18 protein-coding genes are annotated in these 21,530 nt (G+C 64.3%); 8 read left to right on the top strand and 10 right to left on the bottom strand.

Annotated elements, in window-relative coordinates; genetic code table 11:
• Positions 1 to 117 precede the first annotated feature (117 nt).
• Entirely contained in the window at positions 118 to 474 is a 357-nt protein-coding gene (locus K408_RS38170) for a hypothetical protein (protein ID WP_196232379.1), read from the bottom strand.
• Between K408_RS38170 and K408_RS0118370 the strand changes: the two genes are divergently transcribed.
• From K408_RS0118370 to K408_RS0118360, 3 genes are all read left to right on the top strand, one after another.
• Positions 392 to 2,080, top strand: a complete 1,689-nt coding sequence (locus tag K408_RS0118370; RefSeq protein ID WP_024339676.1) for a methyl-accepting chemotaxis protein — start codon at positions 392 to 394, stop codon at positions 2,078 to 2,080. The two genes, K408_RS38170 and K408_RS0118370, sit on opposite strands and share 83 nt — an antisense overlap.
• A 233-nt stretch (positions 2,081 to 2,313) precedes the next feature.
• Positions 2,314 to 4,008: a methyl-accepting chemotaxis protein gene (locus K408_RS0118365; RefSeq protein WP_024339677.1), complete on the top strand. Its 1,695-nt coding sequence runs from the start codon at positions 2,314 to 2,316 to the stop codon at positions 4,006 to 4,008.
• Positions 4,009 to 4,247: 239 nt separating this feature from the next.
• Positions 4,248 to 6,344, top strand: coding sequence for a methyl-accepting chemotaxis protein (locus K408_RS0118360; RefSeq protein WP_024339678.1), 2,097 nt, complete (start codon positions 4,248 to 4,250; stop codon positions 6,342 to 6,344).
• Positions 6,345 to 6,473: 129 nt separating this feature from the next.
• Here the strand turns inward: K408_RS0118360 and K408_RS0118355 are convergent, their stop codons facing one another.
• The gene (locus K408_RS0118355) at positions 6,474 to 7,982 is read right to left on the bottom strand and encodes an acetyl-CoA acetyltransferase (protein ID WP_024339679.1); all 1,509 of its coding nucleotides are present in this window, start codon (positions 7,980 to 7,982) and stop codon (positions 6,474 to 6,476) included.
• 141 nt (positions 7,983 to 8,123) lie between these two features.
• Positions 8,124 to 9,257 carry a nitronate monooxygenase gene (locus K408_RS0118350; protein ID WP_024339680.1) on the bottom strand — a complete coding sequence of 378 codons (1,134 nt, stop codon included), beginning with the start codon at positions 9,255 to 9,257 and terminating at the stop codon, positions 8,124 to 8,126.
• A 372-nt stretch (positions 9,258 to 9,629) separates the two neighbouring features.
• On the opposite strand from K408_RS0118350, the gene yghU reads away from it, so the two are divergent.
• Positions 9,630 to 10,505: a glutathione-dependent disulfide-bond oxidoreductase gene (gene yghU, locus K408_RS0118345; protein ID WP_024339681.1), complete on the top strand. Its 876-nt coding sequence runs from the start codon at positions 9,630 to 9,632 to the stop codon at positions 10,503 to 10,505.
• A 148-nt stretch (positions 10,506 to 10,653) separates the two neighbouring features.
• Here the strand turns inward: yghU and K408_RS44110 are convergent, their stop codons facing one another.
• The 5 genes from K408_RS44110 to K408_RS0118320 form a co-directional block, all read right to left on the bottom strand.
• Positions 10,654 to 11,379, bottom strand: a complete 726-nt coding sequence (locus K408_RS44110) for an N-acetyltransferase (protein WP_024339682.1) — start codon at positions 11,377 to 11,379, stop codon at positions 10,654 to 10,656.
• Between the two features lie 21 nt (positions 11,380 to 11,400).
• Positions 11,401 to 12,018, bottom strand: a complete 618-nt coding sequence (locus tag K408_RS0118335; RefSeq protein WP_024339683.1) for a flavin reductase family protein — start codon at positions 12,016 to 12,018, stop codon at positions 11,401 to 11,403.
• A gap of 114 nt (positions 12,019 to 12,132) precedes the next feature.
• Complete coding sequence (locus tag K408_RS0118330) at positions 12,133 to 13,410, bottom strand: acyl-CoA dehydrogenase family protein (RefSeq protein WP_024339684.1); 1,278 nt, start codon at positions 13,408 to 13,410, stop codon at positions 12,133 to 12,135.
• A gap of 297 nt (positions 13,411 to 13,707) precedes the next feature.
• Complete coding sequence (locus K408_RS0118325) at positions 13,708 to 14,088, bottom strand: VOC family protein (RefSeq protein ID WP_024339685.1); 381 nt, start codon at positions 14,086 to 14,088, stop codon at positions 13,708 to 13,710.
• Positions 14,089 to 14,196: 108 nt separating this feature from the next.
• On the bottom strand, positions 14,197 to 14,976 hold the full coding sequence (locus tag K408_RS0118320; RefSeq protein ID WP_024339686.1) for an SDR family NAD(P)-dependent oxidoreductase: 780 nt from the start codon (positions 14,974 to 14,976) through the stop codon (positions 14,197 to 14,199).
• Positions 14,977 to 15,143: 167 nt separating this feature from the next.
• Between K408_RS0118320 and K408_RS0118315 the strand changes: the two genes are divergently transcribed.
• Genes K408_RS0118315 through K408_RS0118305 form a run of 3 tightly spaced genes read left to right on the top strand, consistent with a single transcriptional unit; the run spans position 15,144 to position 17,296 of the window.
• Complete coding sequence (locus K408_RS0118315; RefSeq protein WP_024339687.1) at positions 15,144 to 15,932, top strand: enoyl-CoA hydratase/isomerase; 789 nt, start codon at positions 15,144 to 15,146, stop codon at positions 15,930 to 15,932.
• A complete protein-coding gene (locus K408_RS0118310) occupies positions 15,929 to 16,915 on the top strand; it encodes a phosphotransferase family protein (protein WP_024339688.1) in 987 nt (328 codons plus the stop codon). The genes K408_RS0118315 and K408_RS0118310 overlap by 4 nt, the downstream gene beginning before the upstream one ends.
• A 3-nt stretch (positions 16,916 to 16,918) precedes the next feature.
• A complete protein-coding gene (locus K408_RS0118305; RefSeq protein WP_024339689.1) occupies positions 16,919 to 17,296 on the top strand; it encodes a DUF6285 domain-containing protein in 378 nt (125 codons plus the stop codon).
• 147 nt (positions 17,297 to 17,443) lie between these two features.
• On the opposite strand, the gene K408_RS0118300 is transcribed toward K408_RS0118305, so the two are convergent.
• Positions 17,444 to 18,223, bottom strand: coding sequence for an enoyl-CoA hydratase-related protein (locus K408_RS0118300; protein ID WP_024339690.1), 780 nt, complete (start codon positions 18,221 to 18,223; stop codon positions 17,444 to 17,446).
• 211 nt (positions 18,224 to 18,434) lie between these two features.
• Between K408_RS0118300 and K408_RS0118295 the strand changes: the two genes are divergently transcribed.
• On the top strand, positions 18,435 to 19,709 hold the full coding sequence (locus K408_RS0118295; RefSeq protein WP_024339691.1) for an acyl-CoA dehydrogenase family protein: 1,275 nt from the start codon (positions 18,435 to 18,437) through the stop codon (positions 19,707 to 19,709).
• Positions 19,710 to 19,877: 168 nt separating this feature from the next.
• Here the strand turns inward: K408_RS0118295 and K408_RS0118290 are convergent, their stop codons facing one another.
• The gene (locus K408_RS0118290; protein ID WP_024339692.1) at positions 19,878 to 21,455 is read right to left on the bottom strand and encodes a fatty acid--CoA ligase; all 1,578 of its coding nucleotides are present in this window, start codon (positions 21,453 to 21,455) and stop codon (positions 19,878 to 19,880) included.
• Positions 21,456 to 21,530: the final 75 nt, after the last annotated feature.

Here is a 21,530-nt window from a genome sequence, read left to right as displayed (position 1 = left end):
TCCTCGCAGGTGCTGTCGGCGGCGCAGATGCTGTCGAACGATTCCGGACGGTTGAAGAACGAGGTCAGCAAGTTCCTCGCCAACGTCCGCGCGGCCTAATCGGTCAGAACTCTGCGGCTACAAGAGCGGCGCCGCCTGTTCGGCGCCGCTCACGGCTTGGCACGGGCTGCATATCGGCCCGAGGCCGCGTCCGAGCGGCTCATCTTCCATTTTCCGATAGGCCGGCAAGAATGCGGCGCGCTGGTCCGCATCACCTCCGTAGGACTGCGGAGTATGGCTAATGTTTTCATCATACATCGTGCGCATAAAAACAGGGCCGAACTTCGTGCGCAACTCGGGGAATTGTGCGCTCGATGAGCAATAGGTGCGCCGGCAAGCTTGGGGGTATCTGATGTCCTGGATCAATAATTTGCGCATTTCCATCAAGGTTTCTGCGGTGTTCGTCGCGATCTGCCTGATCGTCGCCGGCAGCACCGGGGCGATCTACCATTCCCTGAGCGTAATGAATTCGACGTCGAGAATGACAGTTCATACCTACGAGGTGCTCGAGCAGCTTTCCGGCCTTGTCGCCGCTATGGTCAACCAGGAAACCGGTGTTCGCGGCTATCTCGTCTCGGGCGATGCCGGCTTTCTGGCCCCCTATGAGGCCGGGCAGAAGCAGTTTCAGGCGGCGGCGGCCAAGGTCGGCAGCCTGACCTCGGACAACGCGGCGCAACAGAAGCGGCTTGAGCAAGTCAAGGCATTCGCCAGCGACTGGGCGACCAGCATCGCGCAGCGCGAAATCGCACTGATGAAGGATCCGGCAACTCAGGCGAAGGCCCGCGAACTCGAAGCATCCGGCGCCGGCAAGAAAGCGATGGATGGCTTGCGCGCGGTGGTGCAGGAGATGGACAAGGAAGAACGATCGCTGTTGTCGGTGCGGGCCGAGGCTGCCAACGCTGCTTCCGGCAACGCAACACTGTCCATGTTGATCGGAGGCCTCGTCACGCTGCTGCTGTCGCTTGCGGGCGCCTTCGGCGTGGCCTTCGCGGTCACTCGCCCCATCCAGCACATCACGACCGAGATGGAGATTCTTGCGAGGGGCGACACGTCCGTGGTGGTGTCGGGCACAGAACGCAAGGACGAGATCGGCGCAATGGCCCAGGCCGTTCAGGTCTTCAAGACCAATGCGATCGAGGTCGAGCGGCTGAAGGCGGAACAGGCTGAAACCGAGCGTCGCAATGTCGAGCAGCGCAAACGTGACATGATCAGGCTTGCGGATGACTTTGAGAGCGCGGTCGGCGAGATCATCGGAACGGTGTCCTCTGCTTCGACACAGCTGGAGGCGTCCGCCACCACCCTCACGGGAACAGCCGAGCGCTCCCAGAAACTGGCGACCACGGTTGCCGGAGCTTCGGAGGAAGCCTCGACCAACGTGCAATCGGTAGCCTCGGCGACGGAAGAGATGGCGTCCTCGGTCGGCGAGATCAGCCGCCAGGTCCAAGAGTCCGCGCGGATGGCCGGCGATGCCGTCGGCCAGGCCCGCGCCACCACCGAGCGTGTCAGCGAGCTCTCCAAGGCCGCCGCTCGCATCGGCGACGTCGTCGAGCTGATCAACACCATCGCCGGCCAGACCAACTTGCTGGCGCTGAATGCGACCATCGAAGCCGCACGTGCCGGTGAAGCCGGTCGTGGCTTTGCAGTGGTGGCGTCCGAGGTGAAGGCGCTGGCCGAGCAGACCGCAAAGGCTACCGGTGAGATCGGCCAGCAGATCTCCGGCATCCAGGCGGCGACCAATGAATCGGTTGGAGCGATCAAGGAGATCTCCTCGACCATCGAGCGCCTGTCGGAGATCTCGTCGGCCATTGCCGCTGCGGTGGAAGAGCAGGGCGCCGCGACCCAGGAGATCGCCCGCAACGTGCAGCAGGCCGCGCAAGGCACCCAGCAGGTGTCCTCCAACATCACCGACGTGCAGCGCGGCGCGACCGAGACCGGCACGGCCTCCTCGCAGGTGCTGTCGGCGGCCCAGATGCTGTCGAACGATTCGAGCCGCTTGAAGAACGAAGTTAGCAGGTTCCTGACCAACGTCCGCGCGGCGTAGACCGCTCGAGAAATGAATTAAATGGCGAGCGGCGCACAATGCGCCGCTCGTTGCGTTTGGCGGAGGTAGAAACTCCCGGAGCGGTAGAATACCGAGTGCCCACCGTGTTGTTACGGGCGGCCGGTTTCACCGATGGTTAAATCGCATTTATGACAATGTGAGTGAGGGCGGATTCGTGCGGGAGACGATCTCGTTGGAGTTTTTCATTTTGATCCAGTTTCCGGGGTAGAACGATGCGCAAGAATTTTCCTATCACCGAGATCGAATATCCGGTCAGCGACGAGACGTTGATCGTCTCGCGGACCGACCTCAAGGGCAAGCTCACCTACTTCAACGAGGATTTCGTTGCCGCCGCCGGCTTCACGTCGGCGGAACTCATGGGCCAGCCGCACAACATCGTCCGCCACCCCGACATGCCGCCGGAGGCGTTCGACAATCTCTGGGACACGCTGAAGGCGGGCAAGCCCTGGCTTGGCGCCGTAAAGAACCGTCGCAAGAACGGCGACTTCTACTGGGTGCTGGCGACGGCCTCTCCGATCCGTGAGAACGGGCAGGTCAAGGGCTACACCTCGATCCGCACCAAGCTGCCGGCCGACCAGCGCAGGCTCGCGGAAGAGGTCTACGCCGCGATCCGCGAGAAGAAGCCGCATGGCTATCGTATCGACGCCGGCATCATCCGCCGACGCTCGTGGCTTGATCGGTTCAGCATCTTCACCGGGACGCTGAAGGCGCGGTTGGTCACGACGATGGCGCTCCAGGCGCTGTTCATGCTGGCGCTCGGCATCGGCGGCGCGCTCTCCACCGGCGGTTCGGTCAGCCTGATGCTGGCGTCTCTGGCTGTCTTCGGTGCCGCCATCGTCGGCTTTGCCGGCCTTGCAACGATGCATGCGATCCGCGGCCCGATGCAGCAGCTCAACGACACTTTGCTCAACCTCGTGCAGGACAAGCTCGACAATCGCATCGTGATCGAGCGCGACGACGAGATCGGGGAGGCGCTGCGCAACCTCCAGACCGTGCAAACCATTATCCGCTTCAGCCGCGACGAGGTGCAGGCAGTGCAGCGCCGAGCCGAAAGACAGCGCAAAGCCGACATGACGAAGCTTGCTGACGGCTTCGAGGCCGCGATCGGCGAAATCGTCGAGACCGTGTCCTCAGCCGCAACCGAGCTCGAGGCCTCGGCCTCGACGCTGTCCTCGACTGCGGGCCGGGCGCAGCAATTGGCGACGGCGGTCGCAGCCGGCTCGGAGGAAGCGTCGACCAATGTCCATTCGGTGGCTTCGGCCGCCGAGGAGATGTCCTCCTCGGTGCGCGAGATCGGCCGGCAGGTGCAGGATTCCTCCCGCATCGCCAGCGAGGCCGTCAGCCAGGCACAAGCCACCACGGACCGTGTCAGCGAATTATCTCGGGCCGCTTCGCGGATCGGCGACGTCGTCGAGCTTATCAATGCGATTGCGGGCCAGACCAACCTGCTGGCGCTCAATGCCACCATCGAGGCGGCGCGGGCGGGTGAGGCCGGTCGCGGATTCGCGGTGGTGGCGTCCGAGGTCAAGGCGCTTGCCGAGCAAACGGCCAAAGCCACCGGCGAGATCGGGCAGCAGATCGGCGGCATTCAGGCGGCGACGCAGGATTCCGTCAATGCCATCGGCGAGATCAGCGGCACCATCGCCCGCTTGTCCGAGATCGCTTCGGCAATCGCCGCGGCCGTGGAGCAGCAGGGCGCGGCTACGCAAGAGATCGCCCGCAACGTGCAGCAGGCGGCCAACGGCACCCAGCAGGTCTCGTCCAACGTCGGCGACGTACAGCGCGGCGCCTCCGAAACCGGATCGGCGTCCTCGCAGGTACTTTCCGCGGCGCAGATGCTGTCTCGCGACTCCAACCGCCTCAAGCTCGAGGTCGGCAAGTTCCTCAACTCGGTCCGTGCCGCCTAGCGGCACCTCATTCGCATCGCGCGACGGCGGTCGGAGTTGCTCCGATCGTTTCGCCCGTTGCGGGTTGCTCGGCACAGGGTGGGCAACCATTCGATAATCATACGGTCCGATACAGCGCGTGTCCCGATGAAGTTTGTGACGAACTTTGATGTGAGACAATCCAGCGTTGTCGGAAGCGGTTATTGGTTGCGCGGAATCGTCCTTGTTTCGGGACAGTGCTCACAAGAGGGAAGCGAGCCGTGCACGCGCGAATTGGAACGATCCTGCCTCTGATTGTCTCGGCGCTCGCCCTGATGGGCGTGGCCGCCACCGGTTTTGCGGCGCTTGGCGCCTATCGCGACCGACAGGAGGCGCACGCTTTTGTCGAGCTCAATGCCATCTCGCAACAACTGCTGCACAGTGCCGGACAATGGGCCCTGGAACGGGGGATGACCAACGCGGCGCTGAACGCGCCGGAGACCATCACCGCAGACCGCCGCGCCGAGATTGACAGGATCCGCGCAGATTCCGATCGCGCGTTCCGCGATGCCGCTCAGCGCCTGCGCAGCCTGCCTGTGATGAAATCCGCCGAGTCCCGCGTTGCGGAGGCAGAACGCGTACTTCAGGGCATCGACAGCCTGCGTCGCAAGGTCGATGCGGATCTGACCAGGCAAAAGGCCGAGCGTGATCCTGCCGTCCTCGGCGCGATCGTTCCGGCCATGACCGAGCTGATCGAGATCGCCGCCAATCGGCTGCGCCTCACTCTGGAGACATTGACCGATTCGCCATCGCCGGCGATGACCCGGCTCGTAGGGCTTCGCCACCTCACCGCTGAGATGGCCGAAAATGCCGGCCGGGAGCGGGCCTTTCTCGCGGGCTTGATCAGCGGCCGTACGAAGCTCACCGCAGATGGCATCGGCCAGATATCCGGCCTCCGCGGTCATGTCGATCTAGCCTGGACGACCATCTCGCCTGTCGCCCAACGCGCCGATGTTTCGGTCGGCCTCGGCCGGGCCATCAAGGACGTCGAACAGAAATACTTTGACAGCTACGGTTCGCTGCGCACGGACGTGATCCGGGACGGCAACGCGGGCGAATACAAGATCTCGAGCAACGATTACTTCGCGGGAGCGACCAGCGGCATCAACGCGATTCTGCAGCTTGGTGAGGCTATCGCCGCGGACGCTGATCGGGAAGCCGCCGGGCTTGCCTCAAGAAGCACCTCTCATCTGGTGGTCAGCGGCGGGGTTCTCCTTGCGAGCATTGCTCTTGCACTGCTCAGCTTCTGGGTCGCGTTCTCGCGGATCTTGCGGCCGCTGTCCGCATTGACCACTGCGATGGGCGAGCTTGCCGCGGGCAATTTCTCCATCGTTCTACCCGGCCTTGGTCGCAAGGACGAGATCGGCGACATGGCGCATGCCGTCGAGGCGTTCAAGGTCAAGGCTGAAGAGAAGGCGCGCCTGGAGGTCGACGAAAAGGTCAGGCAGGACCAGATTGCCGCTGAGCAGCGCAAAGCTGACATGCACAGGCTCGCCGGCGCGTTCGAGGCCGCCATCGGCGAGATCGTCGACACGGTGTCATCGGCCTCGACGGAGCTCGAAGCTTCGGCCGGCACGCTGAACACCACTGCCGAGCGCGCCCAGGAGCTGGCGGTCGTGGTTGCATCGGCATCGGACGAAGCGTCCTCCAACGTGCAATCCGTCGCATCGGCGACCGAGCAGCTTTCGTCCTCCGTCAACGAGATCAGCCGGCGAGTGCAGGATCAGGCCCGGATGGCCAACGAAGCCGTCGGACAGGCCGGCCAGACCAACGACAGGATCGGCGAGTTGTCGAAGGCCGCCGCCAGAATTGGCGATGTCATCGAACTGATCGATCAGATTGCAGGGCAGACCAACCTCCTGGCTCTGAACGCCACCATCGAGGCCGCGCGGGCGGGCGAGGCGGGCCGCGGCTTCGCGGTGGTCGCTTCCGAGGTCAAGGCGCTGGCCGAGCAGACGGCCAAAGCCACCGGCGAGATCTCCCAGCACATCACCGGCATTCAAGCGGCCACTCAGGACTCGGTCAGTGCCATCCGGGAAATCGGCGGCTCCATTGCCGGCCTGTCGGAGATTGCCTCGGCGATCGCCGCAGCCGTCGAAGAGCAGGGCGCCGCAACCCAGGAGATCGCGCGCAACGTGCAACTGGCGGCGCAGGGAACGCAGCAGGTGACCGCCAATGTCGGCGACGTCCAGCGCGGCGCCACGGAGACCGGTTCGGCGTCGTCGCAGGTGCTGTCGGCGGCGCAGACGCTGTCACGCGACTCCAACCGCCTCAAGCTCGAAGTCGGCAAGTTCCTGGAGACAGTCCGCGCCGCCTGACATGCCTGCCGCATGGCTGCGATGTCGATCCGCAGCGCGATAGCAGGGAAGTGAATGCCGGTTAGCCGCCGTCGTCAACTCGGGCCAGGCCATGTCGCGCGCGCATCGCGTCCGGGACGCGAGAGCTGGCTACGCTACCCGCCACTCCGGTACGCCGTCGGCGGCCATCGCGATATCCCCGAGCGACCCCACCGGCGTGCGCTCCATGTCGAGCAGATGCTCCAGCGTCGCACTATCGCTCGCCGGAATCCGCGCCAGCGTGCGCCGGTCGTCGGTCGTGCGCAGCATCACCACGCCGTGCTCGACATCGCCGCCGCGGCCGTAGAGCACGGTGAAGCTCTCGACCTTGCCTTTTCCCGTGGCCTCCGTCACAAACTCGGGCACGGCGTGCTTGTTGCGGTCCGCCTCCGCTTGCACGCTCGTCTCCTGAGCCAGCGCCTCGCGCGGCGGGGTTTTCGATACCACCAGCGCGTGGTGCTTGGTGACGAAGCCGCCCTGGCCGTAGAGCAGGCCGAGCTTTGCGCCGTCGCGGACACGCCGCACCATCGCGCAGGCCGCGTGCGTCATGTAGGTGTTGAGCGGCGCGCCGAAGAAGGTGAGGCCGCCGGTCACGGTCGGCTGCACGTCGGCGCCTAAGCCCAGCGTCCGCCGCGCCATCTTGGGCACGCAGGGGAAACAGCTGTAGAGCTCGATCGCATCGAACTTCCTGCCGTTTCCGCCTACGAGGTCCATCACGGCCTTCAGCACCGCGTTCTGCGGGTGGCTCTCGTAAAACTGGTCGCGCAGGAGATAGTCGCGCGGCTCCTCAGCCGAGGCGCCGCCGAGCGGGTAGACCAGCTTGTCCTCGGCAATCCCGGCTGCCCGCGCCCTGGCAAGGCTCGTGAGCAGCAGCGCGCCGCCCATGTTGACGCTGGGGTTTGCCACCATGAGCTTGTTGTAGGGCCAGGCGATCAGGCGGTTTTCGGCGGTCGGCGTCGTGATCTCTTCAGGTGCATAACGCCGTTTGAGCCAGGCATTCGGATTCTGTGCGGCCGCTTCGGAATAGCGCGACCACAGCGTCCCCGACTCCGTCATCGCCTCGCGCGGCGTCTGGCCCCAATGTGCAGAGGAGGCCGCCTCATAGAACGGATAGACCGTCACGGGCCGGAACACGCCGAGTTCCACCGCGAGCGGTTTCTGGAACGCCGCGCCGCGCTTGGGCTCCTCGACGTCGTGCGCAAACGGGGTCCATGGCAGTTTGACGCCCGCGCGCTCCGCCTTGGTGGCAGTTGACTGCGCTTCCGCGCCGCAGACCGCCGCCACTGTGCACTCCCCGCGCGCGATGCGCTTTGCCGCCTCGTGGATGTAGCGGATCGGGCTCTCTCCGCCGACGGGGCCGTAATAGCAATGCGCGGGCGAGATGCCGAGCCGCTGCGCCAGAAGTTTTTCCGGATCGCGATAGCGCCAGCTCAGGAAGTTCACCACGTCGAGCGACTGGACGTCGCCGAGCAGGCTTGCGCCGGCGTCCTGCTCGGCGCGCCGCAGGGCCTGCTCGAGCAGATCGAGTGGCTCGAGGCCGTCGGCGATCTCCTTGGGACGGTCGACGATCTCGCCGACGCCGACGATGACGGGTATACGGTCAGGGGAAACAGTCGTCATTGTTTTTGCTTCTTCACTCTCTCAGACATCTCCGACCTCATCCTGAGGAGCCTGCGAAGCAGGCGCCTCGAAGGATCGGCCGCGGGTTCTCATGGTTCGAGACAGCGCCTGCGCGCCTCGTCATCATGAGGGTCTACACCATTACTCCGCCACCAGCGCATTCATGTGCTCGACGGCTTCGGCGAACTCTTCCTTGAACTCCTGCACCACCGCGCCCGCCGATTTCACGCTGTCGATCAGACCGACGCCCTGGCCGACGAAATAGCTGACGAGATCGCGCGCTTTGGCGTTGCCACTGGCGGCAGCTCGGTCGATCGAACTGAAAGCGTCGCGGCTGATGATGCTTTGCAACGGCATCGGCAGCGCCCCGGGGCTGTCGGGAGCGCGGTCCCAGGCATCGGTCCAGACCGAGCGGAGCTGCCGAGCCGGCTTGCCGGTGCGGCCCTTCGAGCGCACCGCATCGCGCGACGACGCGGTGATCATCTTTTCGCGAAAGATTTCCGTGGTCTCGGCCTCGACGGTCGCAAGCCAAACCGAGCCGGTCCAGGCGCCGGCCGCGCCCATCGCCATGCAGGCCGCCATCTGCCGCCCCGTCATGATGCCGCCGGCGGCGAGCACCGGCACGTCGCGGATGGGCTTGATCGCTTTGATCACCTCGGGCACCAGCACCATGGTCGAGACTTCGCCGCAATGGCCGCCGGCCTCGGTGCCCTGCACCACGAGAATATCGACACCGGCCGCAACCTGACGCAGTGCGTGCTCCTTGGCACCGACCAGCGCCGCAACGGGGACGCCGTGCTTCTTGCCCATCTCGATCATCGCCTTCGGCGGCACGCCCAGCGCATTGGCAATCAGGCGGATCGGGTGATTGAAGGAGACCTCGAGCAGCCGAAGCGCAGTTTTCGCATCAAACGGCTGCGGCTGGTCGGCTGCGACCTCCGTGGTGGTGAGCTCGATGTCGTATTTCTTCAGGAGATCGCGCGTGTAGTTGCGATGCTCCTGCGGCACGCGCGTTTCCAGGCTCTTCCAGGTGACGTCCTTCTCGCCCGCAGTCGAGATGTTCTCGGGAATCAGGACATCGATGCCATAGGGCTTGCCATCGACGTGATCGTCGATCCACTTCAACTCGCGTTCGAGCGTGTCAGGCGTGTGCACGGTCGCGCCGAGCACGCCGAAGCCGCCGGCGCGACTGACGGCCGCGACGACATCGCGGCAATGGCTGAAGGCGAGCAGCGGGAATTCAATGCCCAGCATGTCGCAGATCGGCGATTTCATGACTCTCTCCCGGCGCCTTCGCGTCTCGTACTCTCGCTCGCGAAGCAAAGCGACGCTAGCCGATCGTCACTCACGATGACATGCCGAATTGGGCAAGGCATCTTGTGTGTAGGCGTCGCGCTCTTCCCGCAGGGCCGCTGCGACCCGCCACTCCGGGGCTCGCGTCAGCGAGAACCCGGAATCGATTTTGCAGAGCATTCTGGCGGCGCGATGGATTCCGGGCTCGCCCTGCGGGGGCCCCGGAATGACGGGGAGCGAGCTTGCCATGACGAAACGGTGAGATGCCACGGCCGGCAATGCGTCTCGGAGGGCTTGCCATCGGCCAATCGCGGTCTAATTAATGCAGGCGCATCTTTCCGCCGGAGCCCCCGCATGACCGACGCCCCTGCCTACGTGCCGCCCAAAGTCTGGACCTGGAACAAGGAGAACGGCGGGCAGTTCGCCAGCATCAACCGCCCGATCGCCGGCCCAACCCACGAGAGGGAGCTGCCGGTCGGCAGGCATCCGCTTCAGCTCTATTCGCTGGCGACCCCGAACGGGGTGAAGGTCACGGTGATGTTGGAGGAGCTCCTGGCGCTTGGTCACGAGGGAGCCGAATACGATGCCTGGCTGATCAAGATCGGCAATGGTGACCAGTTCGGCAGCGGCTTCGTCGACATCAATCCGAACTCGAAAATCCCGGCACTGATGGATCGGTCCGGTCGGGAGCCGATCCGGGTGTTCGAGTCCGGCTCGATCCTGCTCTACCTCGCCGAGAAGTTCGGCGCCTTCCTGCCGAAAGACATCAACGCCCGCACCGAGACCATGTCCTGGCTGTTCTGGCAGATGGGCAGCGCTCCCTATCTCGGCGGCGGCTTCGGCCACTTCTACGCCTACGCACCGTTCAAGATAGAATACGCCATCGATCGCTTCGCGATGGAGGTCAAGCGCCAGCTCGACGTGCTCGACCGGCGCCTCGCCGATAACGAGTATCTCGCGGGCAAGGAGTACACAATCGCGGACATGGCGGTGTGGCCGTGGTATGGCGCACTCGCCAAGGGACTGGTCTATGGCGCCGGGGAATTCCTGTCGGTCCAGGACTACAAGAACGTGCAGCGCTGGACCGACGAGATCGCCAAGCGCCCAGCCGTGAAGCGCGGCCGCATGGTCAACCGCGTCTCCGGCGATCCCGCCAGCCAGCTCCACGAACGTCATGATGCCAGCGATTTCGAGACGAAGACGCAGGATAAGATCGCGCCGGCGACCTAGGAGACTTTCGACGTCATGGCCGGGCTGAACACTTGTGCCGGCCATCCATGTCCTTTGTGGCCGCTACGAAGAGCGTGGACGGCCCCGACAACCCCGGGCATGACGATCCTTGTCAGGCGACGCTGAGCCCGAAGCATGGCCTCGCGCCTCAATCCGGCAGCATCTCTCCGGACCCGCCGAGCTCCGCCGGCAGGTCGGCATATTTCGGCAAGCCGTCCCTGACCGACACCATCTTGCTCGCGTAGTTCGCGTGCAGGGTCGGCCGGTGCTGGTATCCCTTGAGCAGGTTGGCGTAGACGTCGATCAGCCGCATCCGCGGATGCTCGGTCATGACATGGCCGCCGCAGCGTTTGCAGAACTTTCGATAGGAATGCTCGGTCTTGTTGAACGTTCCGAGCTCTGCCTCGCCCTTGGTGATGCGCACATCGTCCGACTTCCACAGGCTGAAAGCATTGATTGGAGCGGCCGACCACGCTTGGCAGTCGGCGCAATGGCAATAGCCTGCAAATATCGGTTTGCCGGTGGCCTCGACCTCGACGGCTCCACAGAAGCAGCCGGCGCGATAGCTCGCCTGCGGTTCGGCCTGCGCATCGCCGTCATCCGCCAGGAGGTCGTTATAGCCGGGATCCTTGCGCATGAAATTGCGGATGAAATCGCATTCGACCGAAAGCTTACGCCCTTGCGCTCGCACCGCGTCCAGTGTGGCGCGGCCGAGCTTTGAGCCGATGCCGCGGCCGCCGAGCTCCGGCGGCACTTCGGTGTGCACGAGGGTGATCGCACCGTCGCTCTTCCGGTAAGTCACGAAGGCGACAGGCCCGTCGACGTCGAGCTCGAACCGGTTGCGTTCTTCGTTGTCTCGAAAGGCTTCCGGCATCGTCTCGCTCCTTTTCTGCGGCTATTTGCTCTTCACGCCCTCCGCCGCCGGAAACGCCACGCGGTCGTCCGTGCGGCAGTAGCGGTCGGCGAACATGCGGCCGATCGGATGATAGCGGTCCATATGCACCCGCATCGCCTCGGGATCCCAGAGTTCGTCGCGGATGTGAAAGTGGATGCCTTCACCCATGATCAGGCGACGATCGTCGTTCACGTCGATCAGCTTCCAGAGCTTGCACTCCATGGCCCAGGGTGTGTCGGCCAGCCGGGGCACGGCAATTTTCGTCGAGGGCGCGAGCTTCAGGCCGAGATAGTCCGGCTCGCCGATCTCAGGCGGAAAGTCGCCGCTGGACTCGTGCATCGCCCGCGCCAGCGGCTCGTCGGCAATGTTGACCACGAATTGGCCGGTTCGCTGGATGTTGAGAAACGTATCCTTGTCCTCGCCGTTCGGCTTGCGGTTGGCCGCGAACATGCAGAGCGGCGGATCTTCGCAGAAGGCGTTGAAGAAGCTGAATGGTGCAGCGTTGACGACGCCGGTCGGTCCGAGTGTGGTCACCCACGCGATCGGACGCGGCAGAATGAAGGAGGTCAGCACCTTGTAACGCTCGCGTGGCGTCAGGTCGCTGGCGGCGTATTCCATGCTAGCTCCGGGGCAAGCCGTCATTGCCGGGTTTGGGCCCGGCAATCCATCAATCCTGAAGCAATGTTCCATTCGATGGATGCGCGGGTCAAGCCCGCGCATCACGCGTTGAGATCAAGCCATGCTCAGCTCGTGCCGGCCGACCACCATCCAGTGCACCTCGTCCGGACCGTCGGCGAAGCGCAGGTGACGCACATCCTGGTACATCTCCGCTAGCGGGGTCCAGTGCGAGATGCCCGTGGCACCGTGCATCTGGATCGCCTGGTCGATGATCTTGCAGGCGCGCTCCGGCACCATGGCTTTTACCATCGAGACCCAGACGCGGGCCTCCTTGTTGCCGAGCACGTCCATGGCCTTGGCGGCCTTCAGCACCATCAGCCGCATCGCTTCGATCTCGCAGCGCGCCTGCGCGATGATCTGCATGTTGCCGCCCAGATGAGCGATCTTCTTGCCGAAGGCCTCGCGGGTGAGGCCACGCTGCACCATCAGGTCTAGCGCCTTTTCGGCCTTGCCGATGGTGCGCATGCAGTGATGGATACGGCCGGGTCCGAGGCGCAGCTGCGAGATCTCGAAGCCGCGGCCTTCGCCGAGCAGGATATTCTCCTTGGGCACGCGCACATTGTTGAAGCGCATATGCATGTGGCCCCGCGGCGCGTGATCCTGGCCGAACACGTACATCGGTCCGAGCACCTCGACGCCGGGCGTGTCGCGCGGCACCAGGATCTGCGACTGCTGCTTGCTCGGCGCCGCGTCCGGATTGGTCTTCACCATCACGATGAGGATTTTGCAGCGGGGATCGCCGACGCCGGAGATGTAATACTTCTCGCCGTTGATGACCCATTCGTCGCCGACGAGCTTGGCCGTGGTCGAGATGTTCTTGGCGTCGGAGGAGGCGACATTCGGCTCGGTCATGACGTAGGCCGAGCGGATCTCGCCGTTGAGCAGTGGCTTCAGCCACTTCTCCTTCTGCTCTTTGGTGCCGACGCGCTCCAGCACCTCCATGTTGCCGGTGTCGGGCGCCGAGCAGTTCATCGTCTCGGACGCCAGCGGGCTCTTGCCGAGCTCGGCGGCGATATAGGCGTAGTCGAGATTCTTCAGGCCCTGACCGGTCTCGTCGTCGGGCAGGAAGAAGTTCCAGAGGCCTTCCTGCTTGGCCTTGTTCTTCGCCTTCTCCAGCACCTCGAGCTGCTTTGGCGTGAAGCTCCAGCGATCCTCCTTGCCTTCGCCGGCCTTGGCAAACTCGATCGACATCGGCTCGACGGTGTCGCGGATGAACTTCTTGACGTGGTCATAGAGCGGCCTGACCTGATCCGACATGCGGAGGTCGTTGAGGTCGTCGCCGGGATTGAGGGTGTAGTTGGTGGTGCGGGGAATGTAGGTGTGTTTTGTCATTGTTCCTCCCGTATCGCTGAGATCATGCTGGACGCGAGAATAGTCGCAGCGCGGCCAAAGCGCGAGCGCGCATTTTCACGCGCAGGCATGCCATGCGATGGAATTCGCGAATGCGTTTGAAATGTTGTTTGAACGCCGACTGAGGGAGGCGGCAGGCGCCCGCCTCCCACGTCGCTGTCATCGCCCGATTCAATCGGGCGATACAGTATCCCAGAGGCGACAGTGATGAACGAGAGGGCCGCGGCGCACTGTATGCTCCGGTCCAGGCCGGGGCATACAGCTGTGGGTGTGGCTAGATCAAGCAGGCATCCGGTGCATCGCGCAGATCTTGTTGCCGTCGAGGTCGCGCAGGTAAGCCAGATAGAGCTTGCCGCCAGGGCCCTGGCGCACGCCGGGCGGATCTTCGATCGATGTCCCACCTGCTGCGACACCGGCTGCGTGCCATTGGTCGACCTGCTCCGGCGAGTTGCAGGCAAAGCCGATCGTGCCGCCGTTCGCGCAGGTCGCCGGCTCGCCGTTGATCGGCTTCGACACCGAGAAAACGCCGGTCTTGGTGATGTAGAAGATGCGATGGCCGTCCACTTTCGCCGGTCGCACCTCGAGCGTGCCGAGCAGCTTGTCGTAGAACGCCTTTGCCTTGTCGAGGTCGTTGGTGCCGATCATGACGTGCGAGAACATTTGCCCATTCCCTTTGTAGCCCGGATGGAGCGAAGCGAAATCCGGGTCTGTTTGTTCTTGGCAGTCCCGGACTACGCTTCGCTCCATCCGGGTTACGAACGCGAGAGATCAAAAAGCCGTGTAGCCGCCGTCGATCACGAACGTATCCGCCGTGTGATAGGACGACGCCTTGCTCATCAGATACACGGCGATGCCGCCGAAATCGGATGCTTCGCCGAAGCGGCGCATCGGAATCCGCGGCATGACGTTGGCGACAAACTTGTCGTTGGCCATGAGTCCCGCGGTCATGTCACTCTTGATCCAGCCCGGCAGGATCGCATTTGCGGTGACACCGTAGCGCGCCAGCTCGACGCCGAGCGCGCGCACCAGGGCGTTGATGGCGGCCTTGGTCGCGGCATAATGCTCGTTGCGCGCGGTGCCGAAGATCGAGGCAAGGCTGGAGGTCGCGACGAGCCGGCCGAAGGGATCGCCGGCATTGGCGCGATCCGTCATGTGCTTGGCCGCAGCCTGGAAGGCATGGAACACGCCGTCGAGATTGGTCGCGAACATCGTGCGCCATTCTTCCTCGGTTCGCTCGATGAATGAGCGCCGGCCGCCGCCGCCGATGCCGGCATTGGCGAAGCAGCCGTCGATCCGGTCGAACGTGTCGAGCGTCGCCTTCATCGCGGCATTGACCGAGGCCGGGTCGGTGACGTCGCAAACGCGGGTGTCGACCTTGCCGGGAAGACCGGCCAGGCTCGCGGCCGCAGCCTTGTTCTTGTCCGCATTGCGGCCCCAGATCGACACGTTGCAGCCTTGGGCCGCGAGCGCCTGCGCGATGCCGAGGCCGATGCCGCCATTGCCGCCGGTGATCACGGCGACGCGGCCGGAGAGGTCGAAAAGGTTCATGGCGCGTTTCCTGTAGTTCGTGTGGCGCGTATCAGCCGCTGCGCACAAGATTGCTTGCTATGCTGCGATCACCATGGACAAGACCGCGCCAAAAATCAAATATGCGCCCCAGCAAAAGTAATTCCGGTCTGCGAAACTGTCGCAGGCCGCAACTGACGAGGGAAGCCATGCAGTTCAAACACGTCACGCTCGATTTCGATGGCGCCGTCGCGATCCTCAAGCTCGACCATCAGGAGGTGATGAACGCGGTTTCCGTCGACATGTTGAGCGGTCTTTCCGAGGCGCTCGATGCGATCGAGGAGAAGAAGGACGAGGTGCGCTGCGTGGTGCTGACCGGCGCGGGGCGGGCGTTCTGCACGGGAGCGAACCTCCAGGGCCGCAACAACCAGTCGAAGAAGACCAAGGCCGGCCTGACGCTGGAGACCGGCTTCCACCCCTTCCTGCGCCGTATTCGCAACCTGCACTGCCCGATCGTCACCGCGGTGAACGGCCCGGCGGCCGGCGCCGGCATGAGCTTCGCGTTGCTCGGCGACATGATCCTGTGCGCGCGCTCGTCGTATTTCCTGCAGGCGTTCCGCCGCATCGGTCTCGTGCCGGACTGCGGCTCGACCTGGCTCCTGCCGCGCCTCATCGGTCGAGCGCGCTCGATCGAGCTGTCGCTGATGGGCGAGCGCCTCCCGGCCGAGAAGGCCCTGGAATGGGGCCTGGTCAACCGCGTCTATGACGACGGCGTGCTGATGGAAGAGGCGATGAAGCTGGCGCGCGAACTCGCCAGCGGCCCGACGGTCGCGCTCTCTCTGATCCGCAAGCTGTATTGGGACAGCCCGGAAAATTCCTTCGAGGATCAGCTCAATCTCGAGTTCCAGTGCCAGCTCCGAGCCGGCGATACCCAGGACTTCCGTGAAGGCGTCGGCGCATTCCTGGAGAAGCGGCCCGCGCAGTTCAAAGGCAAATGATCGAAGCGGAGCTCTCGCGCAGCGTTAGGCGCTGGTGCCCGGGCGCGACTGGCGTCACCGGCGCAGCAAAGCTGTCGGGCGGCGCCAGCCAGGAGACTTGGCGCTTTGACATCCTGCACCCCAATGGGCCGATCGGTGCCATCCTGCGTCGTTCGCCCAAAGGCTACGGAGCGGCTCCAACGCGCGCGGCCGGTCTGGGTGCCGAAGCACAGCTGATGCAGCTGGCCTATGAGGGCGGCGTGCCGTCGCCGCGCGTGATGCACGTGCTCACGCCGGAGGACGATCTCGGCACCGGCTTCATCATGCAGCGGGTCGAGGGCGAGACCATCGCGCGCAAGATCCTGCGCGACGACGAATACGCGGCGGCGCGCCCGATTCTGGCGCGGCAGATCGGCGGTATTCTCGCTGGTCTCCATCGACTGCCGAAGGACAAGCTGCCCGAGCTGCGCAGCCGTGGCGCGACCCAGGAAATCTCCGAATTCGAGCGCGACTACCGCAGCCTGGACTGGCCCAAGCCGGTGTTCGAGCTGGCGCTGCGTTGGCTGCGTGACCACGACCCGGGCCCATCAGCCGAGACCACGCTGGTGCACGGCGATTTCCGCAACGGCAATCTGATCATCGGCGCCGACGGCGTCCGTGCCGTGCTCGACTGGGAGCTCGCCCATCTCGGCGATCCCATGGAGGATCTCGGCTGGGTCTGCGTCAATTCCTGGCGTTTCGGCGAGATCGACAAGCCCGTCGGCGGCTTTGGCTCGCGCGAGGAACTGTTCGCCGGCTACGAGGCCGCCGGCCGCAAAGTCGATGTAGCGCGCGTCAAATTCTGGGAAGTGATGGGCACGCTGCGCTGGGGCATCATGTGCGGCGGCATGATGCAGCGCTTTCGCGAGGGGCCGGATCATTCCATGGAGCGCGCCATGATCGGCCGCCGCGCCTCCGAGACCGAGATCGATCTGTTGCGGCTCTTGGCGCCGCGCGGGAGCTGACACATGCAGGACGAGCCGACCCCGATCGAGCTGACCAAGGCGGTCGCTGATTTCCTCCGCAATGACATCACGCCGCTGATCTCCGGCCACCAGGCCTTCAAGCTGCGCGTGGCCATCAACATCCTCGATCTCGTGACGCGGCAGCTGATCCGGGAGGACGAGGGCGATGCCAGGGAGGTCGAGCGCCTCCGCGTGCTGCTCGGCATCGAAGGCTCGGTCACCGAACTCAACCGCGCACTCGCCGGGCGCATCGCCAAAGGCGAGGTGGATCTCGCGACTCCAGGTCTCGCCGAGCATCTGTGGGCGACCACGATGGACAAGCTTGCGGTCGATCAGCCGAATTACGCCTCGTACAAGCGGGAGCTGTCGCGCGACAGCTAGGCCTCTTCCCGTCATTGCGAGCCGACGGGTCCGCGCAGAGCGCGGCCCGATGACAGGCTCCGCGAAGCAATCCAGGGTCTTTCGGCACGGGCAGTCTGGATTGCTTCGTCGCAAGAGCTCCGCGCAATGGCGAGCGAAAGGACCTGTCTACTTCCCCACCCATTTCGGCGGCCGCTTCTCCGAGAACGCCTTCGGGCCCTCGATATAATCCTGCGAGGCCACCATCGCCTTGACCGCCGGATACTCGCGCTGCTCCTCGATCGCCTGTTCCAGCGAGACGGCGAGCCCCTTCTGGATCGCCTGCTTCGAGGCGCGGATCGACATCGGCGAATTCTTGGCGATCATGTCGGCCCAGCGCAGCGCGGCGTTGAGGGCCTCGCCCTGCGGCACCACCTCGTTAACGAAGCCGAGCTCGAGCCCCTCCTTGGCGCTGACATGGCGTGCGGTGAGGATCATGCCCATGGCGCGCTTCAGACCGATCTGCCGCGGCAGCCGGTGCAGGCCACCGGCAAGCGCGGCAAGGCCGACGCGCGGCTCGGGCAGGGCGAAGGTGGCGTTCTCCGAGGCGATGATGAGGTCGCAGGCCAGCGCGATCTCGAAGCCACCGCCCATCGCGACGCCGTTCACGGCTGCGATGATCGGCTTGTCGCAGTCGAAGCGCGAGGTGAGACCGGCAAAGCCGCCCTTGTCCCAGCCGCGCTTGCCGCCGGCAGCTTGCCACTTCAGATCGTTGCCGGCGCAGAACGCCTTGTCGCCGGCGCCGGTGACGATCGCGATCCACTGCTCGGGATCCCCCGAGAAATCGTCGAACACCTTCTGCAGTTCGAAGTGCGCATCGGTGTGCAGCGCGTTGTAGACCTCGGGCCGCGACAGCGTGACGATTGTGATCGGCCCCTTGCGTTCCACTCTGGAAAACTTCAGCTCCATGGTCGCTCCCGCATTTTCTCCTGAAGGAATATTGATGCCATAGTAGCGCGCGTTGGCGACGGAGCACCACCGAATTACGCAATGCGCTTTGCGCAGCTGTCACGCCTCGGCTTGCTTGACTTGCGCGAGCTCTTCTCCGCTTAATCATGCGAAGCAAGAATGCGCCTAGCGCCTTAACGCAAAACGACAAATCATTCTCGGGAGAGAACCCTTGGATTTCTCACTGCCTGCCGATCTCGTCGCCTATCTCGGAGAGCTCGACCGTTTCATCGAACGCGAGATCAAGCCGTTGGAACAGGCCGACGACAACATCCGCTTCTTCGATCACCGCCGCGAATGGGCGCGCACCGATTTCGAGAATGGCGGCCTCCCGCGGCATGAATGGGAGGCGCTGCTGCGCAAGGCGAAGGATCTTGCCGATGCCGCCGGGCATCTCCGCTTTCCGGTGCCGAAGCAATATGGCGGGAAGGACGGCTCCAACCTCTGGATGGCGGTGATCCGCGAGCACTTCGCCGCAAAGGGTCTCGGCCTGCACAACGATCTCCAGAACGAGCATTCCGTCGTCGGCAACTTCCCCGTCGTCACCACGCTCGACCGCTACGGTCGCGACGACCAGAAGGCGATGATCGACGGTTCGATCAGGGGCAAGTACCGCATCACCTTTGGCCTGACCGAGCCGCATCACGGCTCGGACGCCACCCACATGGAGACGCGCGCGGTGCCGGCCACCCGCGATAACGTCAAGGGGTGGATCATCAACGGCGAGAAGATGTGGACCACCGGGATGCACGTCGCAACGCATTGCGCGCTGTTCGCGCGCACCAGCGGCAATGACGGCGATGCCCGCGGCATCACCTGCTTCCTGGTCCCGGCCAAGAGCCCCGGTGTTAAGGTCGAGGAATACATGTGGACCTTCAACATGCCGACCGATCATCCGCGCGTCAGCTTCACGGACGTGTTCGTGCCTGAGGATGCGCTATTCGGCGAGGTGGGCCGCGGCCTCTCGCTGGCGCAGTGCTTCGTGCACCAGAACCGCATCCGCCAGGCGGCGAGTTCGCTCGGCGCGGCCGTGTACTGCATCAACGAGAGCGTGAAATACGCGCGCGAGCGCAAGCCGTTCGGCAAGGCCCTCGCCGAGAACCAGGCGATCCAGTTCCCGCTGGTCGAGCTCGCCACGCAAGCGGAAATGCTGCGCCTTCTGATCCGCAAGACCGCCTGGGAGATGGACCAGCTCACCGAGGAGCAGATCGAGCGTACGCTGTCCGACCGGGTCTCTATGTGCAATTACTGGGCGAACCGCCTCTGCTGCGAATCCGCCGACCGCGCCATGCAGGTCCACGGCGGCATGGGCTATTCACGCCACAAGCCGTTCGAGCACATCTATCGCCATCACCGCCGCTACCGCATCACCGAAGGCAGCGAGGAGATCCAGATGCGCAAGGTGGCGGGGTTCCTGTTCGGGTATATGGGACCGGGGAAGCATTGACTGGGCAACAATCCAAATCGTCGTATGGAGGCAATCTGGATTGTCTCGTCGCAACGGCTCCTCGCAACGACGCGCGGAGAGCAACGCCTCTCTCCTCCGTCATCGCGAGATCAGCGAAGCAATCCGGCATCTCTCAAGGAAGGTAGTCTCGATGGCTGCGCCTCGAGGCTAGTTCACCCGCCGATCCTTCCCCGCCCAGTACGGCTCACGCAGCTGCCTTCTCAGGATCTTTCCTGAAGGATTCCGCGGCAGCGCCGGCAAGAACTCGACGCTCTTCGGCGTCTTGTAGCCGGCGATGCGCTCGCGGGTGAAGTTGATGATGTCGGTGGCCGTCGCTTGCTTGCCCGGCTTCATCACCACGACGGCCTTCACCGCCTCGCCCCATTTGTCGTCGGGCACGCCGATGACGGCGGCCTCGGCGACATCAGGATGGTCGCACAGCGCGCTCTCGACCTCCGCAGGATAGATGTTCTCGCCGCCCGAGATGATCATGTCCTTGATGCGGTCGTGGATGTAGAGATAGCCGTCCTCGTCCATGTAGCCGGCATCGCCCGTGCGCAGCCAGCCGTCGCCGCGCAGCGTCGCGGCAGTTGCCTCCGGCAGGTTCCAATAGCCCGCCATGTTGGAGCCAGAGCGCGTCGCGATCTCGCCGACCTGCCGCGGCGGCAGCGGTTTGCCGTCGACATCCAGAATCGCGATCTCGACGCCCGGAAGCGCCTTGCCGGCCGAGCGCATCCGCTCCAGCCCCTCGACGTGATCCTCCGGCGGCAGCGCGACGATCGTGCCCGTGGTCTCGGTCATGCCGTACATCTGCACAAAGCCGCATTTGAAGACCTCGATGCACTCCTTCAGCAGCGCCGCGGGGATCGGCGAGGCGCCGTAGAGCATGTACTTCAGCCGCGAGAAATCGACCGTCTTCGCGCGCGGCTGCCGCACCACGAACTGCATCGCCGCCGGCACCATGAACAGTTTCGTGATGCCCGACTGCTCGAAGAAATCCAGCACCTTGGTCGGATCGAACTCGCGCGCGATGACGCCGCGGGCGCCGTGATAGAGGCCCATCACGCCCCAGCCGGAGCCGCCGATGTGGAAGATCGGCATCGCGACCAGCGAGACGTCGCCGGTCGACCACCGGTTCCACTCCGGTTTGTCTTCGGCGTTGCCCGTCTGCACCAGGTTGAGGAAGTTCGCGTGGCTCAGCATCGCGCCCTTCGGCTTGCCTGTCGTGCCGGAGGTGTAGAGCTGGATCGCGATGTCCCTGGTGTCGATCGGCACCTTCGGGTCGTCACCGCTCTGCGCATCGCGCCAGGCCGTGAAATCCTGCCATTCCGGCGCGCCGCCTTCCGTGGTGATGATGGTGTGAACGCCGGGGAGCTGGTCCTTGATCTGGCGGACGAGCGTGATGAACTCCGGCCCGACGAACAACACAGGCGCCCTGCAGTCCGAAACGATGAAGGCGACCTCCGGCCCGGCGAGCCGCCAGTTCACCGGCGCCATCACGACGCCAGCCTTCATTGCGCCCATCAGGAGCTCGAAATAGGTGTCGCTGTTCTTGCCGAGATAGGCGATGCGATCGCCCTTCTTCACGCCCATCGCAAGCAGCGCGTTGGCGACCTTGTTGGTCTTGATATCGAATTCGGCAAAGCTGGTGGTGCGGCCTTCGAACTCGTAGGCGATTGCGTTGCCGCGGCTCTTCGCGCGCTCGCGCACCATATCGGCTAGATTCGCCAATGGCTGTATGGACATGTTTCTCCCGTGACGACTTGTTTTTATGCTTGGGAGTGTGGCGTCATCCGCGGGTGAAGACAAGACGGGAGGGCG

The sequence above is a fragment of the Bradyrhizobium sp. in8p8 genome, from assembly GCF_000426845.1.
Lineage (GTDB): Bacteria > Pseudomonadota > Alphaproteobacteria > Rhizobiales > Xanthobacteraceae > Bradyrhizobium > Bradyrhizobium japonicum_C.
This window is presented reverse-complemented; position numbering and strand designations above follow the sequence as displayed.